Source organism: Bradyrhizobium sp. HKCCYLRH2015 (assembly GCF_051168215.1).
In the GTDB taxonomy this organism is placed as follows: Bacteria; Pseudomonadota; Alphaproteobacteria; order Rhizobiales; family Xanthobacteraceae; genus Bradyrhizobium.
Genome location: NZ_JBNPUO010000003.1, coordinates 584,493 through 607,202, shown reverse-complemented (window position 1 = coordinate 607,202; position 22,710 = coordinate 584,493). Strand labels below are relative to the sequence as shown.

Here is a 22,710-nt window from a genome sequence, read left to right as displayed (position 1 = left end):
GTGGAACTGCTGAAAGCCCTAACACAGATGCGCGACGATGAGAACGCGGCGGGAGAGATCGATTCTCTCCGAGCCATGCGTGGCGCACTTATCAGTTCGTCGACCTGCCGCCCCCGCTCTTCCCCTTGCGCAAGCGATCGGTCAGGATTGCGAAAAACGACCTCTCGGCATCCGCCGTTCGACAGAGGAGACCCGAATGGATTCGCCCACACGGCGCATCGCCGACTTCACCTGCGAGAAGCAGCCGGCGACCGGCGCGCGCGGGATGGTCGTCACCAATCATCCGCTCGCCTCCAGCGCCGGCGCCGAGATGCTGATGCGCGACGGCAACGCGATCGATGCCGCGGTCGCCGCACTGTTCGCGCTGACGGTGGTCGAGCCGATGATGGTCGGCATTCTCGGCGGCGGCCTGTCGCACATCCGCCTTGCGGATGGACGGCACATCGTGCTCGACGGATTGAGCACCGCGCCGCGGCGCGCCACGCCAGGAATGTATGATCCGGTCTCCGACGAGATCGCGCTGGCGCGCGAGACGCGCGGCCGCCGCAATGTCGCAGGCGCGCTCGCGGTCGCCGTGCCCGGTGCGCTGAAGGGATGGTGCGAGGCCCTGGCGCGCTTCGGCCGGCTGCCGCTGGCCGAGGTGATGGCGCCGGCGATCCGGCTCGCCGAGCACGGCTTCGTCGCCAGTCCCTATCTCAACGATTGCGTGCGGCTGGTCGCGGACGACCTCGCGCGCGATCCGCATCTCGCCGCGCTGTTCCTGCCGGACGGCACGCCGGTCAGGCCCGGCGCCCGCGTGATCCAGACCGACTATGCCCGCTCGCTGCGGCTGATCGCGGAGCACGGTCCGGACGCTCTCTACGGCGGTCCGCTCGGGATCGCGCTGGCCAACTACATGGCCCAAAGTGGCGGCCTGATCGATGCGGCCGACCTCGCCGCCTACGCGGTGATCGAGCGCGCGCCGATCCGCGGGCTCTATCGCGGCCATGAGATCATCGGCCCCCCGCCGCCCTCGTCCGGCGGCGTGCACATCGTGCAGATGCTGAACATCCTCGAGGGCTTCGACGTCGGCGGGCTCGGCTTCGGCTCGGCCGACGGCGCCCATCTGCTCGCCGAAGCGCTGAAGATCGCCTTCGCCGATCGGGCGGTCGCCACCGCCGATCCTGCATTCGTCGACGTGCCGGTCGCGCGCCTGACATCCAAGACCTATGCCGCCGAGCGGCGGGCAGAGATCGACATGCGCCGGGCACGGAGCTTCGGTCCTGGGCTTGCGCCGACGGAGTCCGCCAACACCACCCATGTCACGGTCGCCGATGCCGCGGGCAACGTCGTCGCGGCGACCCAGACCATCAACGGCCTGTTCGGCGCCTGCGTACAGATCCCGGGCACCGGCATGACCGCCAACAACTACATGTACAATTTCGATCCGCATCCGGGCCGCGCGCTGTCGATCCAGCCGGGCAAGCGCGTCTTCACCTCGATGGCGCCGATGATGGCGCTGCGCGACGGCCGCCTGCGCTATGCGCTCGGCCTGCCCGGGGGCTTGCGCATCTTTCCTTCGGCCTTCCAGGCGCTGGTCAACCTGATCGACCACGGCATGTCGTTGCAGGAGGCGGTCGAGGCGCCGCGGCTGTGGACGCAGGGCGGCGCGCTCGAGCTGGAGCCGGCTTTCCCCGACCATGTGGCGCGGGAGCTCGCCGGACGCGGCCACGAGATCAAGCGCGAGCCGGTCGTGGCCGGCGGCATGAACGCGATCGCGTTCGGCGACGACGGCACGCTGACGGGTGCCGCGTGCTGGCGCGCCGACGGCACGCCGATCGCGATCTCCGGCGGGCGCGCCCGCGCCGGGCTCCGCTTCGCCATCGCGTGAGCTCTACAGGCGCTCTCGCATCATCCGCGCGATCGCCTCGCCGATCACGACGGTGGTGAAATGCGTGTTGGCGCGGCAGTCCGACGGCATGATCGAGGCGTCGGCGACGCGCAGGCCGGCAATGCCCTTCACGCGGCCGTCCGGATCGACCACGCCATCGGCGTCGTCGAAGCCGCTCATGCGGCAGCTCCCGGCGGCGTGCTGGATGTCGCCGGTGACCTGCCGGAGCAGCGCATCGAGCTCGGCATCGGGCAGCGCAGCCGCCTGCGGCAGGGTGAACTCCGTATCGCCGAGGCGAATCCAGTCGGCGATGTCGTGCAGCGCCGGCTGCACCGTGATCGGCGCCAGCCGCTTCACCGCATCGCGCATCCGCGCGATGTCGCGCGGATCGGCCAGCATGTTCTCCTCGACGATCGGATCCACGCGCGGATCGGTCGAGGCGAGCTTCAACGTACCGCGCGAGAAGGCGTTGAACAGGCCGGCGCCGATCGCGCCGGGCACACCGATGCCGCGATGATTGAACGCGATCAGGATCATGTCGCGCTTGCCGCCGCCGGCGAGGCCCGACGAGTAGGTGACGCAGCAATTGGTGTGGCGGGTGTCGCGATCGGTCGGACGCAGCGCGTCGCGCAATTGAATGGTGGTGCGGAACAGCGGATGATCGAAGAAGTGCCGTCCCACGGGAAGATCGCGCAGCACGGCGATGCCGAGCGCCTGAAGATCCGCCGCGGGGCCGATGCCCGAGCGCAGCAGGATCGCCGGACTATGGATGGCGCCGGCGCACAGCACGACCTCGCGCGCCGCGATGTCCTTCACGCCTTCACCCTCGACATGGACGCGCACGCCGGTCGTCCTGCCGTCGCTGATCAGCAGCCGCTCGACCAGCGCCCGCCCGCGGATCTCGAGGTTCGAACGGCCGCGGGCCGGCTCCAGATAGGCCTCGTTGGTGGAGATGCGCCGGCCATTGCGGCTGTTGATCGGATAGCAGGCGACGCCCTCGCCGTCGGGTCCGTTGAGATCGTCGCACCAGGGATAACCGCTCGCCAGCGCGGCATCGCGCAGGCCGCGGTCGATCGTCCCCCATGTGTCAGGCGGTGCGCGGTAGACCGGAAGCGGCCCGCCGCGGCCGTGGCCCTCGCGATCACCGAGCGCGAGATCGTCCTCGATCATCGCGAACAGCGGCATGATGTCCTTGGCCGACCATCCCGTGCAGCCATTGGCCGCCCATTCGTCGAACGCATCGGCCACGCCGCGGATCGCGATCTGGCCGTTCATCATCGAGCTGCCGCCCAGCCCCTTGCCGCGCCAGTAGAAGCGCATGTCCTGCCCGGCGACGCGGCGGGACATCAGCTGCGGCCACTGCCACTTCTCCTGGAAGGCGCGATCATGGATGATCGGAATCGGGTTCGGCGTCACGATCTCCCACGGCGCCTCGTCCGCCCGCCAGTCGGCGCCGGCCTCGAGCAGCAGGACCCGCGTCCGGGCGTCTTCTGACAGGCGTGCAGCCACGGCCGCCCCCGCGGAGCCGCCGCCGACCACAATGACGTCATGCATGAACTGAATTCCCGCTGTTCTCTGGCATCGCAATCATGACGGCCAGCTTGCGCTGCCGCGAGCGATCCGTGAAGCCCTCGAAAACTCAGGCCACCAGCATGCCGACGCAGAGCTGCGGCGCATCCTCGGCCACGAGACAGGAGGCCACGGCGATCACCTCGCGCGCCGATTTCCAGGCGCCGCCGCCGCCGGCCGGGCCATTGGTGTAGAGCGTCTCGACCTCGTTGCCGATGCGGATCGCCTCCGCCATCGTCTCGGTCCGCCCGGCGACACGAATGCGCACCTCATGGGGCTCGGCACCCTCTGCGCGCTCGTCGCCATGCAGCGCATTCAGCCCGATCAGGTCGCAGCGCAGCTCGCTCACCGCCACGCCGGTGAGCGCGAGACGCTCGCGGACGATGTCGAGCGCGAGGCGGCCGCGCGCGACGGCACCGGGACCGGCATAGGAGATCTGCCCCTCGCCGACATAGGAATCGAGATAGCCGACCGAGGTCTTCAGCAGTCCCGTCTTCGGCCGGCCGCGGCCGCCGACCACCCTGACCCGGTCCGCACCGAGCTCCTCGACGGTCACCTGCGAGAAATCCGCCACGACGTCGGGCTGGAAATATTGCGCGGGATCGTGGATCTCATAGAGCAACTGCTCCTTCACCGTTGCCGGCGTGACGCAGCCGCCGGAGCCCGCGACCTTGGTCACGATCAGTTCGCCATCCTCGCGCACCTCACCGATCGGAAAGCCGAGCCGGGCGAGATCGGGAACGTCCTTGAGTCCGGGATCGGCGAAATAGCCGCCGGTGATCTGGCCGGCGCATTCGAGCAGATGACCGACGACGGTGCCCTGCCCGAGCCGGTCCCAATCGTCCAAAGCCCAGCCGAACTCATGAATCAGGGGGCCGAGGAACAGCGCCGGATCGGCGGCGCGCCCGGTGATCACGACATCGGCTCCGCCCGCGAGCGCCTCCGCGATCGCGCCCGCGCCGACATAGGCATTGGCGGAGACGACGCGATTGCCGAGGGCATGGATCATGTCGCCGGTGTCGAGCACGACATCCGCTGTCTTCAACGGCTCCAGAACATCGTCGCCGGTCACGGCCGCGATCTTCAGCCCCGTCAATCCAAGCTGGCGCGCGATGGCGCGGGTGGCTTCGGCCGCGGCGACCGGATTGGCGGCGCCCATGTTGGTGACGATACGGACCTTGTTGGCGCGGCAGATCGGCAGCACCGCCTGCATGCGCGCCGCCAGCAGCGGATCATAGCCGGCGGCCGGATCCTTCATGCGCGTCTGCTGCGCCAGCGCGATCGTGCGCTCCGCAAGGCATTCGAACACGAGATAGTTCAGGCCGCCCTTCGCCGCGAGCTCCACCGCGGGCTCGATCCGGTCGCCGGAATAGCCCGCGCCGGCGCCGATCCTGATGCTTCGCATCGGCCGCTCCTCCTGACATCATGCGCCGTTCGTCGGCTTCTGCCGGCCACATTAGCGGCCGCGGTGCGACCTTGCCAACGTCCGCATCAGACGATCAGGCATGCTGCTCATCCGCGAGCGCCAGCGTCGGGACCTCGCTGCTCGCCGTGCATGCGACGGCAACGGCCATGTGCTCGTCGGCCCAGCACCATCGCTGGCCGCCGGCGCGCTTGGCGGCATAGAGCGCGCGATCGACCTGGCCGAGCAGCGCTTCCGTATCCGCCCGCCGATCCCCCGCGACCAGAACGCCGGCGCTGGCGCCGATCTGCACGCGCGTTCCAGCCAGCGTGAAGGGACGCGACAGCGCCGTCACCGCGGCTTGCGCGAGCGCGAGCGCAGCGTCACGTCCGGCTGCGGGCAGCAGCAGCATGAACTCGTCACCGCCGAACCGCGCCGCCAGGCCGGCTTCGCCGAGGCAATCCTGCAGGCGTGCGCCGACCTGGCACAACAGCTCGTCGCCGGCCTGATGGCCGAACCGGTCATTGACGAGCTTGAAGCCGTCGAGATCGACCGCAATGATCGCCACGGGACGATCGCACCGGCCGAGCGCGGCGATGAATGCAGCCCGGTTCGGCAGGCCGGTGAGGAAATCGCGCAGCGCCTGCCGCGCCAGCGCCTGCTCGGCCATGATCCGCTCGGTGAAGGCGGCCGTCAGCCGATAGGACGTCCCGCGCAGCGTGATCCAGAACAGCACGACCATGCCGGCGCCCATCCGGTAGACCGGCTCGGGCTGCATCAGGCAGGCGATGACGGTCGGGATCAGCAGCACCGCCGACGAGGTCATGACGATCCACGGGCTGACGCGCGACACGATGCCGACACAGAACGCCATCGACAGGCCGAAGCACATCCAGATCCCGGGCCCGTCGCCGATCTGGAACGCGCGGGCCGACAGCGCACCGATGGCCAGACCGAAGGCGGCGGCGCCGAGGCCGTAGAGGCGTTCCCAGCGAATGATGGCGTCGTGATCGAGCCGATCGAAGCGCGCGGCGAACATCCGCAGCTTGACCACGCGCAGCGCGCCGATCACCAGCAGCGCCACCGTGATCGCGGCGTAGCCCGGATCGTGCGCCACCCAGGCCATCACGCTGCCGATCACGACGGCCGCGACCGCGATCGTCCCGACCAGCGGCATCGAGCTGTACAGCAGGTGCGCGAGGTCGCGACGAATGTCCGGGTCCAATCGATGCATCGCGATTCCGTTTCGGCAATTGCGCGCACTCTCGTACCCACGCCTTAACGAAATCTCGCTGCACCCGCGAAGGGCTGCCATGCGCCGCGGATGCTTAAGAGATGCTCACCGCAACCCTGAAAATGCGAATGATGTCAGCGCATGACGCGCCAGAGCGACACAGGGCGTCGGATCAGCTCGCCCAATTGTCGCGGAACTCGCCGAACAGCGTGATGCCGCCGCAGGCATAGATCGTCTGTCCGGTGATGTAGCTCGCCTCGGACGAGGCGAGAAAGGCGAATACGCCGGCGATCTCTTCCGGGCTCGCTACCCGCCCCATCGGAATGTGGGACTCGACCGCCGCGCGCTTGGCCGGGTCTCCGGTCCAGGCGGCGTTGATCGGCGTGTCGACCGCGCCGGGCCCGACCGAATTGACGCGGATGCCGCGGCCGGCGAATTCGAGCGCGAGGGTCCGGGTGAGGCCCGCCATCGCGCTCTTGCTGATCGAATAAGCGAGATAGCCGGGCTTCGGAATGATCTGGTGCACGCTGGACGTATTGATGATGTTGCCGCCGCCGCGCGCGACGAAATGCGCCAGCGCATGACGCGCGCACAGCACCGCGCCGTTGAGGTTGACCTCGAGGATCTGGCGATAGGCGTCGACGTCGAGCGCCTCGCTCGGCGATTCCCGCTGGAAGCCGGCATTGTTGACCAGGCAGTCGAGCCGGGGCCAGCGCGTCAGCACGGTCTCGAACATCTCGGCGATCTCGGCCTCGACGCCGATGTCGGCCTTCACGGCGAAATGATCGCGCGCGCCGTGACCATGCGCGGCGGAGGCCGCGTGCACCAGCGCCAGGGTCTCATCGCCCGATGGCGACGGACCGCCGAAATTGATCGCGACATGCGCGCCCTCCTCGGCAAAGCGCACCGCGATCGCGCGGCCGATGCCTTGGGCCGCACCGGTCACCAGCGCGTAATGTCCGGCGAGACGCGATGGCTGCTGCATGGGTTCCTCCGGGGATCGGTTGACGCTCGAAACGACAATCGAGGATCACCATACGATCATCTGCTCCGGCCATCTGTTATCCACACGGATGCGCCCCATCAAGACCAGTCTGCATCGGACGAACGGGGAGCATCGGTGCAGTAGAGCTTGGATCGCAATGGTGCCTGCGATTCGGGCTTCGCCCACGTGACCATTGAGGAAAGGTTACCGCGATCTTCAAAACGGTTCTACAATCTAAGATTGCTGAATGTGTGAACCGCTTCACGGTTCGACGCGCCGCCACTGGACTACAATCCTTGCGTTTCCAACCATCCGATATTGAGGAGGACGATTATGATCGAAGCCGGCCTGCACAATTTCCAAGTCCTTCGTGGCCTCACTTCGGCCAATTCGCTGCTGAGCGGCGCGACCAACGGCAGCGTCAGCTTGTCCAGCGAGGACGGCAAGGCAGGTGAGCTCCAAGGCTGGGACTTGGTGCCCGTTGCCGATTTTCCCGGCGTGTACAACATCAGGGTGCAGGGTGGCACTGAGCCCAAATATACGTATCTGAGTTGCACATCCGACGGCGAGACAGTCAACCTGATCGCCGAGGACGATCTCAGCGGGCGGCAGCGCTGGCGGTTCGTTCCCGCAGATTCGCCGATCTGCGAATACTACCAGATCATCGTGGTCGGTGGGACCAGTGGCGGCCGCGTCTATCTGAGTTGCACCTCGGACGGCAAGCAGGTGAACCTCATCAAGGATGATGATGGGTCCGGGCGGCAGCGCTGGCAAGCGCAGAAAATCCAGACTTGAAGTTCAGGCCACCCATCTTCAGTTACGGGCTCCCGCCGCGGCGGCAGCCTCACCTCCGACGACCCCGTCCAAGGCATACGCGCTGGACTTCGCGATACAACGCGATACGGTCAATCCCGCAGGCGGTCGTCGACATCGCCTGCGGCGCTGCTTGTCCGCACTTCGTCGACAACGACTCCTCGGACGTTCGCGACGAAGACCCGTGGCGGGCGCGCGGGCCAACGAGCGGCAAGCGGGTCCTTCATGTATCTCGGCATCGATCTTGGAACATCCGCGGTCAAGACGATCATCGTCGATGACGCGCAGCGCGTCGTTGCGAGCCGCAGCCGCGCCTTGACGATGGACGTGCCGCGACCGGGCTGGGCCGAGCAGGACCCCGCCGCCTGGATCGCCGCGGTGTTCGCCACGCTCGATGCGCTCAAGGCCGATCATCCCGGCGCGTTGACGGCGGTGGACGCCATCGGCCTGTCGGGCCAGATGCATGGCCCGGTGCTGCTCGATGCCGCGATGAATCCGTTGCGGCCCTGCATTCTCTGGAACGACGGGCGGTCGGAGCGGGAATGCCTCGCGCTGGAGCAGCGCTGGCCCGCCTTGCGCATGATCACCGGCAACAAGGCGATGCCTGGTTTTGCCGCGCCGAAGCTGATGTGGATCGCGGCGCACGAGCCCGAGATCTTCGCGGCCACGCGGCTGGTTCTGCTGCCAAAGGCCTATGTCCGGCTGGTGCTGACGGGCGATGTGATCGAGGACATGTCCGATGCGTCCGGCTCGCTCTGGCTCGATGTCGTCGGGCGCGACTGGTCGGACGAGGGCCTCGCCGCCACCGGCCTGACGCGTGCGCAGATGCCGCGCCTCGTCGAAGGCTGCGCGCCGGCGGGCCGGTTGCGCAGCGACCTCGCGGAACGCTGGGGCATGACGAAGCGTCCGGCCTTCGCGGGCGGCGCGGGCGACAACCCGGCCGGTGCCGTCGGCATCGGCGCTGTCAGGCCGGGCGCCACTTTCATCACGCTCGGCACGTCCGGCGCCGTGATCACGCCGGTCGACGCCGTCACGGCCAATCCCGAGCGCGTCGTTCACACCTTCTGTCATGCCGTCCCTGCGATGTGGCTGCAGGCCGGCGCGATGCTGTCGGCGGCCTCATGCCTCGCCTGGGTCGCGCGGCTGCTTGGCGCGAGCGAAACGGAGCTGCTTGCCCCGCTGGGCGCACGGCCCGCCGCGCCGTCGCCGGTCAGCTTCCTGCCCTATCTCGCGGGCGAGCGGACGCCGCATGACGATCCCCATGCCCGCGGCCTGCTCGACGGCCTGAGTCATGCGACAGATCGCAGCGTCATCGTCCAGGCGGTGCTCGAGGGCGTTGCCTTCGCCCTGGCCGACTGCCGCGACGCGCTGAGGGAAACCGGCCTCGTGATTGCCGAAGCGGATGCGATCGGCGGCGGATCGCGCTCCGACCTCTGGCTGGCGATCCTGGCTGATGTCCTCGGCATTCCCGTTCATCGGCTGGCCGAGGGCGAGACCGGCGCCGCCTTCGGCGCGGCCCGGCTGGCACGTCTTGCCGTTACCGGCGAGGACATCGGCGCGGTCTGCACGCCGCCCGCGCGCATGCGGACCTTCGCGCCGGACGTCGCGCTGTCGGCAGCCTATGCCGAGCGGCGGCCGCGCTGGCAACAGCTCTATCGTCGGCCGAGCTAACCCGATCTCCGAAAGGCATTCGTCGCGGCGACGCGTTGCAGCGGCGTCTCTTTCATATTGTATTCGGCAACAGCCTCTAGTTTAATGGCTACCCCGCGCCAGCGATCAACGAGCCGCGGACGACAAGACGACGTGCATTGGGAGGCACGATGAGCGGTCCGATCCTCGAGATGCGAGGGGTGTCGAAGTCATTCTTCACCATCAAGGCCCTGCACAAGGTCGACCTCACCGTCTATGCCGGCGAAGTCCATGCGCTGATGGGCGAAAACGGTGCCGGCAAATCCACGCTGATGAAGATTCTCTCCGGCGCCTATCGCCCCGATCCCGGCGGCGAGATCCGCATCGAGGGCCGGCCGGTGCGCATTGAGGGACCGATGGGCGGCCGCAACGCCGGCATTTCGATCATCTACCAGGAGTTGTCGCTGGCGCCGAACCTGACGGTTGCCGAAAACATCTATCTCGGGCGCGAGCTGTCGCAGAGCGGCCTGCTCGCGCGCAGCACCATGCACGAGGGCGCTGGACCGATCCTGGACCGGCTCGGCGCCGATTTCACAGCCTCCACCCTGGTGGCCGAGTTGTCGATGGGCCAGCGCCAGCTGGTGGAGATTGCCCGCGCGCTGCATGCACGATCCAAGATCCTGATCATGGACGAGCCGACGACCTCCCTGTCCGCCGGCGAAAGCGAGAAGCTGTTCGCGCTGATCCGCCAGCTGCGCGCCGAGGGGCTCGCCATCATCTACATCTCGCATCGCATGGACGAGGTCTATGCGCTCGGCGACCGCGTCACGGTGCTCCGCGACGGCCGGCTGGTCGGCTCGCTCGACAAGCCGGAGATCCGCGCCGACAGCATCGTCCGCATGATGGTCGGCCGCGACGTGTCGTCGTTCTACAAGAAGGATCACGACCCGCACGCCAAGCGTGACCGCGCAGTGCTCAGCGCCGTCGATCTCGGCGACGGCCATCGCGTCAAGAACTGCTCGCTGACCGTTCATGCCGGCGAGGTGGTCGGCCTCGCCGGGCTGATCGGCGCCGGACGCACCGAGCTCGCGCATCTCATCATCGGCGCCGCGCCGAAGACGACCGGACACATCGAGCTCGACGGCGAGAAAGTCAGCATCGACACGCCGCGCGATGCGCTCGATGCCGGGATCGCCTATCTGACCGAGGACCGGAAGGCGCTGGGCCTGTTTCTCGACATGTCCTGCGCCGACAACATCAACCTCGCCGTGATCGGACGCGACGCGAAGCTCGGCGGCATTCTCGATCGCGACAAGGCGAAGACGCGCGCCGACGAAGCATTCGCCGCGCTCGGCATCCGCGCCCCCAATCCCGGCGTCACCGTCGGCGGGCTGTCGGGCGGCAATCAGCAGAAGGTGCTGCTGTCGCGCCTGCTTGCGACCGCGCCGAAGGTCCTGATCCTGGACGAGCCGACGCGCGGCGTCGACGTCGGCGCCAAGTCCGAGATCTATTCGATCATCGACAATCTCGCCAAGTCGGGCACCGCGATCCTGGTGATCTCGTCCGATTTGCCGGAGATCCTCGGCATCTGCGACCGCGTGCTGGTGATGCGCGAAGGGCACCTGGCCGGCGAGCTGCAGCAGAGCACGACATCACCCATTACCCAGGAAGACATCATGGCGCTGGCCACCGGGACGGAGCACGTCGATGCCTGACAACAGTTCGTCGCAAGCCAAGACCGCGCCTTCATCCGGCCTGCCGTCCGCGTCGGACAACAAGCAGCAGCGGCTGCGGCTGATGATCCGCGCCGCCGGCATGCTGCCGGTGCTGCTCATCCTTTGCGTCGGCTTCCACCTGCTGTCGGAGGGACGCTTCTTCACCGGACAGAATCTCGGCATCGTGCTGCAGCAGGCCGCGGTCAACACCGTGCTCGCCGCCGGGATGACCTTTGTCATCCTGACCGGCGGCATCGATCTCTCGGTCGGCTCGATCCTGGCCGCCGCGGCGATGGCCGGGCTGACACTGTCGAAGATGCCAGATCTCGGCGCGCTGTGGCTGCCGGCCGCGGTGCTGACGGGCCTTGCCTTCGGTGTCGTCAATGGCGCGCTGATCGCGCTGTTGCGGCTGCCGCCGTTCATCGTGACCCTCGGATCGCTCACCGCGGTGCGCGGTCTCGCCCGCCTGATGGGTGGCGACACCACCGTGTTCAACCCGTCCATTCCCTATGCCTTCATCGGCAACGCCTCGCTGACGATCATTCCGGGCGTCGTCTCGATCCCCTGGCTGTCGGTAATCGCGTTGCTCGTGATCCTCGGCTCCTGGCTGATCCTGCGCCGGACCGTGCTCGGCGTGCACATCTATGCCGTCGGCGGCAATGAGAGCGCGGCGCGGCTCGCCGGCATCAAGGTCTGGGCGGTGCTGATCTTCGTCTACGGCATGTCCGGCCTGCTCGCCGGCCTCGGCGGCGGCATGCAGGCGGCGCGGCTCTATGCGGCGAACGGCCTGCAGCTCGGCCAGTCCTACGAGCTCGACGCCATCACCGCGGTCATTCTCGGCGGCACGTCGTTCGTCGGCGGCATCGGCTCGATCTGGGGCACCTTGGTCGGCGCGCTCATCATCGCGGTGTTGTCGAACGGGCTCATCCTGGTCGGCGTGTCCGACATCTGGCAATACGTCATCAAGGGCCTCGTGATCATCGGCGCCGTCGCGCTCGACCGCTACCGGCTGCAGGGCTCGGCCCGCACCTGAGACGACATGGCGGGCTCCACCGGGGCCCGCCGCAACGCATTCTTCCACGGCCACTGGTCCGCCGTGCGTAGACGAACAGGAAGGGCCAGGGAGGAAACCAATGTTGAAGTCGGTTTTGTTTGCCGGTGCCGCGCTTGCGCTCGTGATGAGCTCCGCGCCGTCGTCGGCCAAGGAGCTGAAATCGATCGGCGTCTCGCTGGGCTCGCTCGGCAATCCGTTCTTCGTCGCGTTGTCGAAGGGCGCGGAGTTCGAGGCCAAGAAGACCAACCCGAACGTCAAGATCACCGCGGTCGGCTTCGAATACGATCTCGGCAAGCAGGTCACCCAGATCGACAACTTCATCGCCGCGGGCGTCGACATGATCCTGCTCAATCCGGGTGATCCGAAGGCGGTGGGTCCTGCGATCAAGAAGGCGCAGGCCGCCGGCATCATCGTCGTCGCGGTCGACACCGCGGCCGAGGGCGCCGACGCCACCGTGACCACCAACAACGTGCAGGCCGGCGAGATCTCGTGCCAGTACATCGTCGACAAGCTCGGCGGCAAGGGCGACGTCATCATCGAGAACGGGCCGCAGGTGTCGGCCGTGATCGACCGCGTCAACGGCTGCAAGAGCGTGTTCGCCAAGGCTCCTGGCATCAAGGTGCTGTCGAGCGACCAGGACGGCAAGGGTTCGCGCGAGGGCGGCCTCACGGTGACGCAGGGCTATCTGACGCGCTTCCCCAAGATCGACGCGATCTTCGCCATCAACGATCCGCAGGCGATCGGCACCGATCTCGCCGCGCGTCAGCAGGGGCGCACCGGCATCGTCATCACCGCGGTCGACGGCGCGCCCGACATCGAAGCCGCGCTGAAGGATCCGGCCTCGCAGCAGATCCAGGCCTCGGCCTCGCAGGATCCGTTCTTCATGGCGCGCCGCGCCGTGCAGATCGGCGTCGGCCTGCTCAACGGCCAGAAGCCCGCCTCGACCGTCGAGCTGCTGCCCTCCAAGCTGATCACGCGCGACAATGTCGGCGAGTACAAGGGCTGGACCTCGGAGCGGAAGGAATAGCGTTCGATCGTCGATCCGCATCCGATTGAAAGCATTGAGAAGCGCCGCCCTCTCTGGGGCGGCGTTGTGCTTGGAACCATCTGCGGTCTCGCAGCCGTTTGAGTCGCCTGCCTCCAAAGACCCATGCCCCGCGGACTCGCGCGCCGACAAGAGATGTGGCAAACAACGGTCTCGACGGAGGAATTCAACCTGCGCTGGTGACATTGGAGCTGGCGGTCCTCCCGAGGGATGGATTCCGATGCCAGCCAAGCTCGACGACCTCTTGCCCGCGATCACCAAGGCCGGCAGCGCCGGGTTAAAGAAGGGCGACATCGACAAGAAATTTGGCGGCAAAGCCAAAGAGCGGGCGGCCGAGCTCCGCGACAAGCTCAGTGCGCTCGTCCGAGACGGCGCAATTCGAGGACCCTTCAAATCTGGACGATCGGTCTACTACTTTGGTCCCGGGCACGGTCCTTCGATCGAGACGGCAAGCCATGCCATCGTGACGCTGATCGCGTCATCCGGCGTCAAGCTGCTATCAAAGCCAGGGTTGGAGAAGAAGGTCACCGGAATGAACAAGAAGTTCTTTCCCGATGGCCTCAAGCACGCTGTGGCGAGCCAAGCGATCGTGGAGTTGACCTGCGGCAGCTCGAAATATTTCCTGCATCGCGACGTCGCGGCAGACTATTTCGGCTTTGAGGCCACCAGTCAGGAGCCGCGGCCGCGTGACGGCACCCCGGCCACCGCTGCAACGCTCACATTGGAAGACCTGTTGCCTGCCTACCGCCGGCTCAGGGCGGAACAAGGCGGCTTTTCGGCGGTGAAGATCTTCGATCTCATGAAGGCCAGCGGCCAAACAAGAGAGAATCTGCACCGCCTGCTGATCGATGAGACCAGAGCAGGACGCGTCACGATCCACCCCACGACGACTGTTGATCTCCCAAGGGAGGAGATCGACGCGGGCATCAGGCTCGCAGGTTTTCCCGAGCCGTTCGTGACCGTCGTCGTCAAGAACGAGCCATGACGAACCCCTATACCGAGATGCAGGTCAATCCGTTCGAGGATGCCATCGTCCGCGAGCCCCGCGACGTGTCGTTTTCGGTCAACGGCCTCAATGATGCTCCCCTCAACCGTGTTCTGACCAAATTCGCCGCGCTCGACCGGGGCGAACTGCCACGCAGCTCTCCGGTGAAACCCGACCGGGCCCAGCTCGTGGTGTCGCCCGATCGCGGCTACGGCAAATCGCACCTGTTGGGCCGACTGTTCACGGCCCTGGGCCGCAAGGCTACCAAGGTCTATCTCCGTCCCTTCCAGGACCCGTACAAGGCTTGGCAATCCATTCTGCTCCTCACTTTGCAGGAGCTCGACCGGCCCGACGACGAGACCCGGGAGTCACCGAGCCAGCTCAGCTCGCTTGCCGTTGGAACCTTGGCACATATCGTCGCGGACTTCGCCCAGAACGGAGACCCCGAGATCACGGCAGCAGTACCTGCGTTGCGGCGTCTCGCGAGCGGGACGCTTCCCGCGACCGAGACGCCGGGCCGGCTGGCATGGCTTGGCGCGCTGTTTGCCGGCAACGGCCCGATCAATCGGTTGGCCGGGCTGCTGAAACAGCGGCATATCGATCTGCACGGGCACGAAAAGGCTTGGCTCAAGGTCCTCGTCGCCTGTGCGTTCGACGAGGCCGACGGCGAGCGCCGACGCGCGGCGCTCAAATGGCTTCGGGCCGAGCCACTGGAGCTGGAGGAAATCGAACAACTAAGACTGGACCAGGCCGACAATGATGGACGCGGCGACGCCAGCCCGCAGGAAATCAATGCCCTGAGCTTTCGTCGGCTGCAGGGCTTGTGTCAGTTGGCGTCGTACTATCGTCCATTCGTGTTCTGCTTCGACCAGACCGAGTGCTATGCCAGCGATCCGATGCTGATCAAGGCGCTCGGGAACTGTATCGAGCAGCTCTATGCGGAGCTTCGCAATCACCTGACGGTCGTGACTGCGAACCAGCGGAACTGGGTCGACGACATCAAGCCGCATCTGGAGCCCGCCCATCGCGATCGCTTCTCGCAGGAGATCGCGCTCGAAGGCATCAACAAGGCGGGCGCCCGCGAACTGATCGAAGCGCGGTTGAAGGGTTGCGGGATGCCGGCAAAAGGCGTCGCGGGGTTCTTCGCCGACAACTGGCTCGACGATCTGTTTTCGACGCTTGTCGAGCTTGGCGTGCGCGCCCTCCTGATGCGCGCGGAAGACCGCTTCAGGACTCTGGCGCGCCCCGATGCCGCACCACCTCCGCCGCAGACGCTCGACGATCTCTACCAGGTCGAGCTCAACGGCATCCGCTCCCAGAAGGCGCTGCAGGCCTACAATCAGGACTGCCTGATGTGGTTCGCCAAGGACGTCGGCCAGGCCATGGCCGGCGTGAAGGTCGGACGCACCTCGGGGCGGCGCTACTTTTCGTTCGAATGGCGCTGGCCGGACCGCAGCGTCTATTTCGCCTTCGAGGGTGGCGACCATTGGCGGCGCTGGAAAGCGATTGCCGACGAAGCCATCGCGCTGGCCACCCCCCCGAGCAGGTCACAGGGTGAGCGCCGCATCCTCGCTTATGTGTTCCGCACGCCAGATCTCGCCCGCGTGCCGCGGCCGTCATGGGCGGTTGCGAAGGCGACCATGGACCAGGCCGGCAGCCACGGCTTTCGCATCGTCGAACTGACGATCGATCAGGTCTGCGAGCTCCACGCCGCACGCGAGCTCTATTCCAACGCGCTCCAGGGCAACATTGCCTTCTCCGGCAGCGCAACACTGGCTTGGCTGCAGACCCGCTTCGCTCCCTTCCTCTCCGACATCGCCGCCGCGGGAGTGCCGATCCAGGTCCGCAGCGTCGATGCCGGCGGACCGGCCGCAAAGGAGCCGCCGAAAGCCGGACAGGCCAACGCCTCGTCCGACGGCCTCGACGGCGACAGTCTGCGCCGCGTGCTCGACATCGTCCGCGAGCAGCGCATCGTCGACATCTCCGTCGTCCTCGACCAGCTCGGGCGCGCGGAGCTGCGCGATCCGCTCTTGCGCAGCGTTGAGGCGCATCCCAATCTCAAGGCCCATCCCGGCCCCAAGACCATCTTCCTGCAATGGCGCATCACAGCATAACGGCGACCGAGCTGACCTTCGCCGTGCTCGATCCGGAATGGCGCGCAAGGTGGCTCCGGGGCGAGAAGCCGTCGACCAAGAGCTTCGCTCCGGCGGGGACGGCGCGGGCGATGGGCGTGCAGTTTCACAGGGAGGTCGAGGCGCTGGTCGGCTGGCTGACGGCCCGTGACAGTCTGAAAGCGGCGGCGCGGATCGATACGGTCGATGCGCTGGTCGATCACGTCTGGACCACCTCCTTGCAGGACCTGACGGACAAGCTGTTCGCGGCCGGGCGCGGCGAGGATGCCGCCGCGTTCACCGAGCGCATGCGCCATTTCTGCGCGCGCCTGATCGGGCTGAGGCAGCAGACCCGCAGCTTCGAGAACTGGCAGGACATCTTCGTCGGCGCCGAGCAGGACTTGGCGCGCGTTGCCGTGCCGATCGGCGACAGCATCGTGGAAATCCGCGGCCGGGTCGATGCCATCCGCATCCATCCGGAACGGCATCTGGAGGTCGTGGACTACAAGCTGAGCCAGGGCGCGCGGCAGAAGGCCGACCTCGTGCAGCTCGCGATCTATGCGCATCTGCTGCCGATCTGGCGGCCGGGCTGCGAATTCTCCGGCACGCTGGAATATTACCTGCCTGCGTTCCAGGAAGTGGCGGTGGCGCCGGACGAGTTGAGAGACATCTTCACCGGCATGGTCGCGCCGGTGCTGCAGGAGATGTTCGGCGGCGGGCAAGCCGCGCCGCCCGCCTCGGCTGAGATCGCCGCACCGAAGGCGACAAAGACGATGCCGGCCAAGGAGAATGGCCGCGCCGCCACGGGCTCAGACCCGAGCACGTTGGGCCGGGCGGTCACCGAGGCCTTCCGCAGCTTCAATCTCGCTGTCGAATGCGCCGATGTCATCGAGGGACCTCAGTTGATCCGGCTGCGGCTCACGCCCGGCCCCGGCGTCAAGGTGTCCTCGCTCGCCAATCGCGCCGCGGACCTGCAGGTGAAGCTCGGCCTCGCCGAGCCGCCGCTGATCAAGGCCGGCAAGGGCTTCGTGATCCTCGACCTGCCGCGGCCCGATCCGAAACCCTGCCTGCTGACGGACGCGCTGGCGGGACCGCTCGCCTCCGCGCTGAAAAGCACCGTGAGCTTTCCGATCGGCATCGATGTCGAAGGCCATCCGGTCGTGGCCGACTTCGCCGATCCCAACACCTGCCATGCGCTGGTCGCGGGATCGACCGGCAGCGGCAAGAGCGAATGGCTGAAGGCCATGGTCGCGAGCATGCTGCTGCGCGGCTCGCCGCAGCAGGTGAAGATCGCCCTGATCGATCCCAAGATCCTGACATTCTCGGGCGTCGGCGGCAGTCCCTATCTGTGGCGCCCGGTCGCCACCACGCTGGCCGAGGCGCTGAGGATCCTGCGCGACGCGGTCAAGGAAATGGATGCGCGCTATCAGGTTCTGAATGCCGCCGGCGTCGTCAATCTCGGCGACTACATCAAGGCCGGCAAGAGCGATCTGCCATTTCTCGTGCTGATCTTCGACGAGTTCGCCGACCTGATCCTGGCCGGACGGGACGACAAGAAGGAATTCGAGGCGCTGGTCGCGCGCATTGCCGGCAAGGGCCGCGCCGCCGGCATCCATCTGGTGCTGGCGACCCAGCGCCCCGACCGCGCCGTCGTCACCGGCCTGATCAAATCCAATCTTCCGCTGAAGATCTGCCTCAAGGTCGCCAATGCCGTCAACGCGCAGATTGTGCTCGACGAGCCCGGCGCCGAAAGCCTGTTCGGCAAGGGCGACCTGCTATGCGACCTCGGCCGTGGCCTGGTGCGCGCGCAGGGCTTGTTCATTCCGCAGCAGGAATTCCTCTCCGCGCTCGGCCAGAAATAGGAGCGCCTCATTCAGCGTGGTTGTCGCGTTTGCGACAAGATTCCTCTGTTTGTCCCGATTTGCGCTGGTCCGGAACTTGCGTGAGCCTGCCTGACGGCATCAATCAGCAGGCGATCTGATGGCATTCACCGCAGTCTGTCCGACAAGCGCCATGACCGAAGGCGGCATGGGTCTGTACCAGGTCGGCAAGAAGAGCGTGCTGCTGCTCTGGCCCCGTGGCGGCGAGTTGAAGGCCTATCGCGGCCGCTGCCCGCATGCCGACGTGCCACTGATGGAAGCGACCTTCGACGGCCGGACGATCACCTGCCCGCACCATCAATGGGGCTTCGACGCCACCCATGGCAAGTGCGTCACCCACCTCGTCCGCAATTCGCTGCACGTCTACCCGCTGCAAGTCGAGGGCGACGAGATCCTGGTGGATGTCGGACCGGTGAAGCTGGCACGCGCCGCAAGCTGATCGGGCAAGACCGGCCACGGGCGCTCGACGGTCGCGCGGCAGACATCTGGCCGCATGTAGCGCCGGCTATCCGGTCGCCATCAGCCGCTTCATGAACTGGTCAACCTCGCGACGCAGCGTCTCGACCTCACCATGGACCCGCTCGGAGGCATTGTTGACTCGCGATGCGATCCGGCCGGTGTCGGCGGCAGCACTGCTGATCGCGCCGACGTCTGACGCGACCCGTGCCGTGCCGGACGAGGCTTCCTGAACGTTGTGCGCGATGTTCTGCGTCGCCGCCGCCTGCTGGTCGACCGCGGCCGAGATGGTGGACGCGATCTCGTCGATCTCGGCGATCGTCCGCGCGATCGCCTCGACCGCCGCGACCGACGTCGAGGTCGAGTGCTGCATCTCGTTGACCTTGGCGCTGATCTCGTCGGTCGCCTTGGCGGTCTGGTCGGCGAGACTCTTGACCTCGGCCGCAACGACGGAAAAGCCGCGCCCGGCATCGCCGGCCCGCGCCGCCTCGATCGACGCATTCAGCGCCAGCAGATTGGTCTGTTCAGCGATCTCGCTGATCAGCTTGACCACGTCACCGATCCGGACCGCCGCATCGGCAAGCTCGCGGATCTCGCCGCCGGCACGGTTGGCCTCACCGACCGCACGTCCCGCGCTTTCGGTGGAGCGTGAGACCTGCCGGCCGATTTCGGCGATCGAGGACGCGAGCTGATCGGCCGCGCCCGCCGCCGTCTGCACATTGGACGACGCGCGCCCCGAAGCCGCGATCACATCCTCGGTGCGGCGGCTGGTTTCCGTCGCGGCCGTCGCGACGTGGCCGGCGTCGGACTCGAGATCCGCCGCCGCGCCGACCAGGCTGACGACGATCTGATCGAGTTGCGTGCCGAACTGCCGTGCCAGCCCCGCAATGTCGACCACCCGGCGGCCGAGGCCGTCGGTGCCCTGGTTGATGATCGCCGCCGAGCGGCGGAATGCGCCAGGCAGGCCCCGCACCATGATCTTGCGGAAATGCTTGCCGCGGCTGGCATAGTCCATCGACGCCGACGCCTCGCGCACGAAGGCGTCGGTGATGTCGAGCATGTCGTTGATCGATTTCTGCAACAGACCTATGTCGCCGTGCTGGCGCCGGCTCAGCAGCCGCGGCTCGAGATTGCCCTTGGCTGCGCTGTGACAGACCTTGGCCGCCTCCGCGATCACGGCAGATGCCACCCGCAGTTGCCACAAGCCAAGGCCGAGCAGCAGCGCAACAGCGATGAGCAGCGCTCCGCCTGCGGCGGGCGGGGTCGCGCCGGCGACGACGAGCCAGGCCAGCCCGCCGAGTGCCAGCAGCGCCGCGGCCGCGATCGCGATCTGGGCCTTAGAGAGAGAGCACGAACTCATCATATTCAACGCCTTGTTGTTTGATCGCCGCGACCATCATGTCAAAGCTTGCGCGCAGGCCGTCCTTGGCATTGGCGTGGCGCGCCTCCTCGTCGCACAACGTCTTGTAGATCGGCTTGAGGCTCTCGATCGGCCCACGCTCGGGTCTGCGGCGGTTGGAATGGTAGCCGATGATATTGCCCTGGTCGTCCAGCGTCGGCGTCACATGGGCGAGCACCCAATAATGGCTGCCGTCCTTGGCCAGGTTGACGACATAGGCGAAGATCTCGCGCTTGGCCTCCAGCGTGTCCCACAGCAGCTTGAAGACGCATCGCGGCATCTCGGGATGGCGGATCAGGCTGTGAGGCGCTCCCAGGAGCTCGTCATAGCTGTACCTGGCCATGCGAACGAAGACGTCGTTGGCGTAGGTGATGCGTCCCTTGCGGTCGGTCTTCGAGACGATCAGGTCTTCTTCGCCGAGCATGTGCTCGATGCCGGTCGGTTTCACAATGTGGGCCATGGCTGGTCCTCCTTGCGGTCATCACGATGCGGGGCGGACAGACGGGATGGCCCGGCCCGTACGGCCGGTCCGGTCGACGCGCGGGCACAACCGGCGCCGCCCGGCGTGCGGCCAGGTGTCGCCAGGACCCCATCGGCCGGCTTTCGCCGGGCCCAGGAGAAGGCTGTCCGCCTCCCGGCCTCAATCTGACGTTAACTGTGAAACATCGCGTTAACTGGGAGCCCCCGCCAGAATACAGGTGGCGCCCGCGGCGGGGACGGGGCGCGCCGGCTCGATGGCCGGCGATCGGTGCGGACCGCTGGCCGGAGGATCGCGTCGGCCGTCGCCTTGTTGGAAGATGTGGCACAAGGACCAGGAGGTGCGTACGTGACGCCCCGCAACCTCATGAGACGCGCACGGGCCGGTCGGGGCGCTCATGCCCGACCGGCCCGGCGCCCCCTGCCTCAGAAGAAGCCGAGCTTCTTCGGGCTATAGCTGACCAGCATGTTCTTGGTCTGCTGGTAGTGGTCGAGCATCACCTTGTGGGTCTCGCGTCCGACGCCGGACTGCTTGTAGCCGCCGAATGCCGCATGCGCCGGGTAGGCGTGATAGCAGTTGGTCCAGACGCGCCCCGCCTGGATGTTGCGGCCGAAGCGGTAGCAGGTGTTGGCGTCGCGGCTCCACACGCCGGCACCCAGGCCGTAGAGCGTGTCGTTGGCGATCGCCAGCGCCTCGTCCTCGGTCTTGAAGGTCGTGACCGAGACCACGGGTCCGAAGATCTCCTCCTGGAACACGCGCATCTTGTTGTGCCCCTTGAACACCGTCGGCTTGACGTAGTAGCCGCCGGCGAGATCGCCGCCGAGCACATTGCGCTCGCCGCCGATCAGGAGCTGCGCGCCCTCCTGCTTGCCGATGTCGATGTAGGACAGGATTTTGGACATCTGCTCGGAGGAGGCCTGCGCGCCGATCATCGTCGCCGGATCGAGCGGGCTGCCCTGCACGATCGCCCCGACGCGCTGCAGCGCGCGCTCCATGAAGCGCTCGTAGATCGACTCGTGAATGAGCGCGCGGCTCGGGCAGGTGCAGACCTCGCCCTGGTTGAGCGCGAACATCACGAAGCCTTCGATCGCCTTGTCGAGAAAGTCGTCATCTTCGGCGCAGACGTCCTTGAAGAAGATGTTCGGCGACTTGCCGCCGAGCTCCAGCGTCACCGGGATCAGGTTCTGCGAGGCGTATTGCATGATCAGGCGCCCCGTCGAGGTCTCGCCGGTGAAGGCGATCTTGGCGATGCGGTTCGACGACGCCAGCGGCTTGCCGGCTTCGAGGCCGAAGCCGTTGACGACGTTGAGCACACCCGGCGGCAGCAGGTCGCCGACGATTTCCATCAGCACCAGGATCGAGGCCGGCGTCTGCTCGGCCGGCTTGAGCACGACGCAATTGCCGGCGGCGAGCGCCGGCGCGAGCTTCCACGCCGCCATCAGGATCGGGAAATTCCACGGAATGATCTGGCCGACGACACCGAGCGGCTCGTGGAAGTGATAGGCGATGGTGTCGTGGTCGATCTCGGCGATCGAGCCTTCCTGGGCGCGGATCACGCCGGCGAAATAACGGAAGTGATCGATGGCGAGCGGGATGTCGGCGGCGGTGGTCTCGCGGATCGGCTTGCCGTTGTCCCAGGTCTCGGCGAGCGCGAGCTTGTCGAGATTGGCCTCCATGCGGTCGGCGATCCTGTTGAGGACCATCGCGCGTTCGGTCACGCTGGTACGGGCCCAGCCGTCCTTGGCGGCATGCGCGGCGTCGAGCGCGGCCTCGATGTCGGACGCATCGGAGCGCGCGATCTGGCACACCGGCTGGCCGGTGATCGGCGAAATGTTGTCGAAATATTTGCCGGCGTTGGGGGCCTTCCAGGCGCCGCCGATGAAGTTGTCGTAACGCGCAGCGAAAGGCGGCTTGAGCGCCGCATTGACGTCAACCTTGGTCATCTCTCTCTCCCATTCACGCCGATGCACACGGCGTTGCAGGGAGGCTCGATCAAACCGGCACGACAGACCAGAGGCTGAAACGAGCGCGTCCGAACAAGTGTCGCAGTTCTGCGACATGTTGGCTGCGATTCGACAGTCGCGG

Annotated in this window: 17 protein-coding genes; 10 read left to right on the top strand and 7 right to left on the bottom strand. The window is 66.9% G+C overall.

The genetic code is table 11. The annotated features are described in order from the left end of the window. Nucleotides 1-196 precede the first annotated feature (196 nt). Nucleotides 197-1,870 (top strand): gamma-glutamyltransferase, encoded by a 1,674-nt coding sequence (gene ggt / locus ACQR1H_RS10745; RefSeq protein WP_434907527.1) that lies wholly within the window; start codon nucleotides 197-199, stop codon nucleotides 1,868-1,870. A gap of 3 nt (nucleotides 1,871-1,873) precedes the next feature. Here the strand turns inward: ggt and ACQR1H_RS10740 are convergent, their stop codons facing one another. The 4 genes from ACQR1H_RS10740 to ACQR1H_RS10725 all read right to left on the bottom strand — a co-directional run bounded on the left by ACQR1H_RS10740 (nucleotide 1,874) and on the right by ACQR1H_RS10725 (nucleotide 7,060). After that, nucleotides 1,874-3,424 (bottom strand): GMC family oxidoreductase, encoded by a 1,551-nt coding sequence (locus ACQR1H_RS10740; RefSeq protein WP_434907526.1) that lies wholly within the window; start codon nucleotides 3,422-3,424, stop codon nucleotides 1,874-1,876. A gap of 85 nt (nucleotides 3,425-3,509) precedes the next feature. After that, a complete protein-coding gene (locus ACQR1H_RS10735) occupies nucleotides 3,510-4,844 on the bottom strand; it encodes an acyclic terpene utilization AtuA family protein (protein ID WP_434873330.1) in 1,335 nt (444 codons plus the stop codon). A gap of 94 nt (nucleotides 4,845-4,938) precedes the next feature. Beyond that, nucleotides 4,939-6,075 (bottom strand): diguanylate cyclase domain-containing protein, encoded by a 1,137-nt coding sequence (locus ACQR1H_RS10730; RefSeq protein ID WP_434873331.1) that lies wholly within the window; start codon nucleotides 6,073-6,075, stop codon nucleotides 4,939-4,941. Nucleotides 6,076-6,247: 172 nt separating this feature from the next. Beyond that, nucleotides 6,248-7,060, bottom strand: coding sequence for an SDR family oxidoreductase (locus tag ACQR1H_RS10725; protein WP_434873332.1), 813 nt, complete (start codon nucleotides 7,058-7,060; stop codon nucleotides 6,248-6,250). 333 nt (nucleotides 7,061-7,393) lie between these two features. Here ACQR1H_RS10725 and ACQR1H_RS10720 point away from each other — a divergent pair, with 333 nt between their 5' ends. The 9 genes from ACQR1H_RS10720 to ACQR1H_RS10680 all read left to right on the top strand — a co-directional run bounded on the left by ACQR1H_RS10720 (nucleotide 7,394) and on the right by ACQR1H_RS10680 (nucleotide 18,731). Next, nucleotides 7,394-7,855: a hypothetical protein gene (locus tag ACQR1H_RS10720; RefSeq protein ID WP_316216530.1), complete on the top strand. Its 462-nt coding sequence runs from the start codon at nucleotides 7,394-7,396 to the stop codon at nucleotides 7,853-7,855. 243 nt (nucleotides 7,856-8,098) lie between these two features. Next, nucleotides 8,099-9,544, top strand: coding sequence for a xylulokinase (gene xylB, locus ACQR1H_RS10715; RefSeq protein ID WP_316216529.1), 1,446 nt, complete (start codon nucleotides 8,099-8,101; stop codon nucleotides 9,542-9,544). 149 nt (nucleotides 9,545-9,693) lie between these two features. Then, nucleotides 9,694-11,217, top strand: a complete 1,524-nt coding sequence (locus tag ACQR1H_RS10710; RefSeq protein ID WP_434838623.1) for a sugar ABC transporter ATP-binding protein — start codon at nucleotides 9,694-9,696, stop codon at nucleotides 11,215-11,217. Then, nucleotides 11,210-12,250, top strand: a complete 1,041-nt coding sequence (locus tag ACQR1H_RS10705) for an ABC transporter permease subunit (protein ID WP_315804813.1) — start codon at nucleotides 11,210-11,212, stop codon at nucleotides 12,248-12,250. Before ACQR1H_RS10710 ends, ACQR1H_RS10705 begins: the two co-directional genes overlap by 8 nt. A gap of 100 nt (nucleotides 12,251-12,350) precedes the next feature. Continuing rightward, nucleotides 12,351-13,298, top strand: coding sequence for an ABC transporter substrate-binding protein (locus ACQR1H_RS10700; protein ID WP_316177367.1), 948 nt, complete (start codon nucleotides 12,351-12,353; stop codon nucleotides 13,296-13,298). 238 nt (nucleotides 13,299-13,536) lie between these two features. Beyond that, a complete protein-coding gene (locus ACQR1H_RS10695) occupies nucleotides 13,537-14,301 on the top strand; it encodes a hypothetical protein (RefSeq protein WP_434907525.1) in 765 nt (254 codons plus the stop codon). Then, complete coding sequence (locus ACQR1H_RS10690; protein WP_434907524.1) at nucleotides 14,298-16,415, top strand: hypothetical protein; 2,118 nt, start codon at nucleotides 14,298-14,300, stop codon at nucleotides 16,413-16,415. Before ACQR1H_RS10695 ends, ACQR1H_RS10690 begins: the two co-directional genes overlap by 4 nt. Next, the gene (locus ACQR1H_RS10685; RefSeq protein WP_434907523.1) at nucleotides 16,397-18,274 is read left to right on the top strand and encodes a DNA translocase FtsK; all 1,878 of its coding nucleotides are present in this window, start codon (nucleotides 16,397-16,399) and stop codon (nucleotides 18,272-18,274) included. The genes ACQR1H_RS10690 and ACQR1H_RS10685 overlap by 19 nt, the downstream gene beginning before the upstream one ends. Nucleotides 18,275-18,392: 118 nt before the next feature. After that, complete coding sequence (locus ACQR1H_RS10680; RefSeq protein ID WP_434907522.1) at nucleotides 18,393-18,731, top strand: Rieske 2Fe-2S domain-containing protein; 339 nt, start codon at nucleotides 18,393-18,395, stop codon at nucleotides 18,729-18,731. Between the two features lie 66 nt (nucleotides 18,732-18,797). Here ACQR1H_RS10680 and ACQR1H_RS10675 read toward each other — a convergent pair whose 3' ends face one another. The 3 genes from ACQR1H_RS10675 to adh all read right to left on the bottom strand — a co-directional run bounded on the left by ACQR1H_RS10675 (nucleotide 18,798) and on the right by adh (nucleotide 22,568). Then, the gene (locus ACQR1H_RS10675) at nucleotides 18,798-20,108 is read right to left on the bottom strand and encodes a methyl-accepting chemotaxis protein (RefSeq protein WP_434907521.1); all 1,311 of its coding nucleotides are present in this window, start codon (nucleotides 20,106-20,108) and stop codon (nucleotides 18,798-18,800) included. Further along, nucleotides 20,086-20,607 carry a PAS domain-containing protein gene (locus ACQR1H_RS10670; protein WP_434907520.1) on the bottom strand — a complete coding sequence of 174 codons (522 nt, stop codon included), beginning with the start codon at nucleotides 20,605-20,607 and terminating at the stop codon, nucleotides 20,086-20,088. Before ACQR1H_RS10670 ends, ACQR1H_RS10675 begins: the two co-directional genes overlap by 23 nt. Nucleotides 20,608-21,050: 443 nt before the next feature. Continuing rightward, nucleotides 21,051-22,568 carry an aldehyde dehydrogenase gene (gene adh / locus ACQR1H_RS10665; protein ID WP_315804808.1) on the bottom strand — a complete coding sequence of 506 codons (1,518 nt, stop codon included), beginning with the start codon at nucleotides 22,566-22,568 and terminating at the stop codon, nucleotides 21,051-21,053. Between the last annotated feature and the right edge of the window lie 142 nt (nucleotides 22,569-22,710).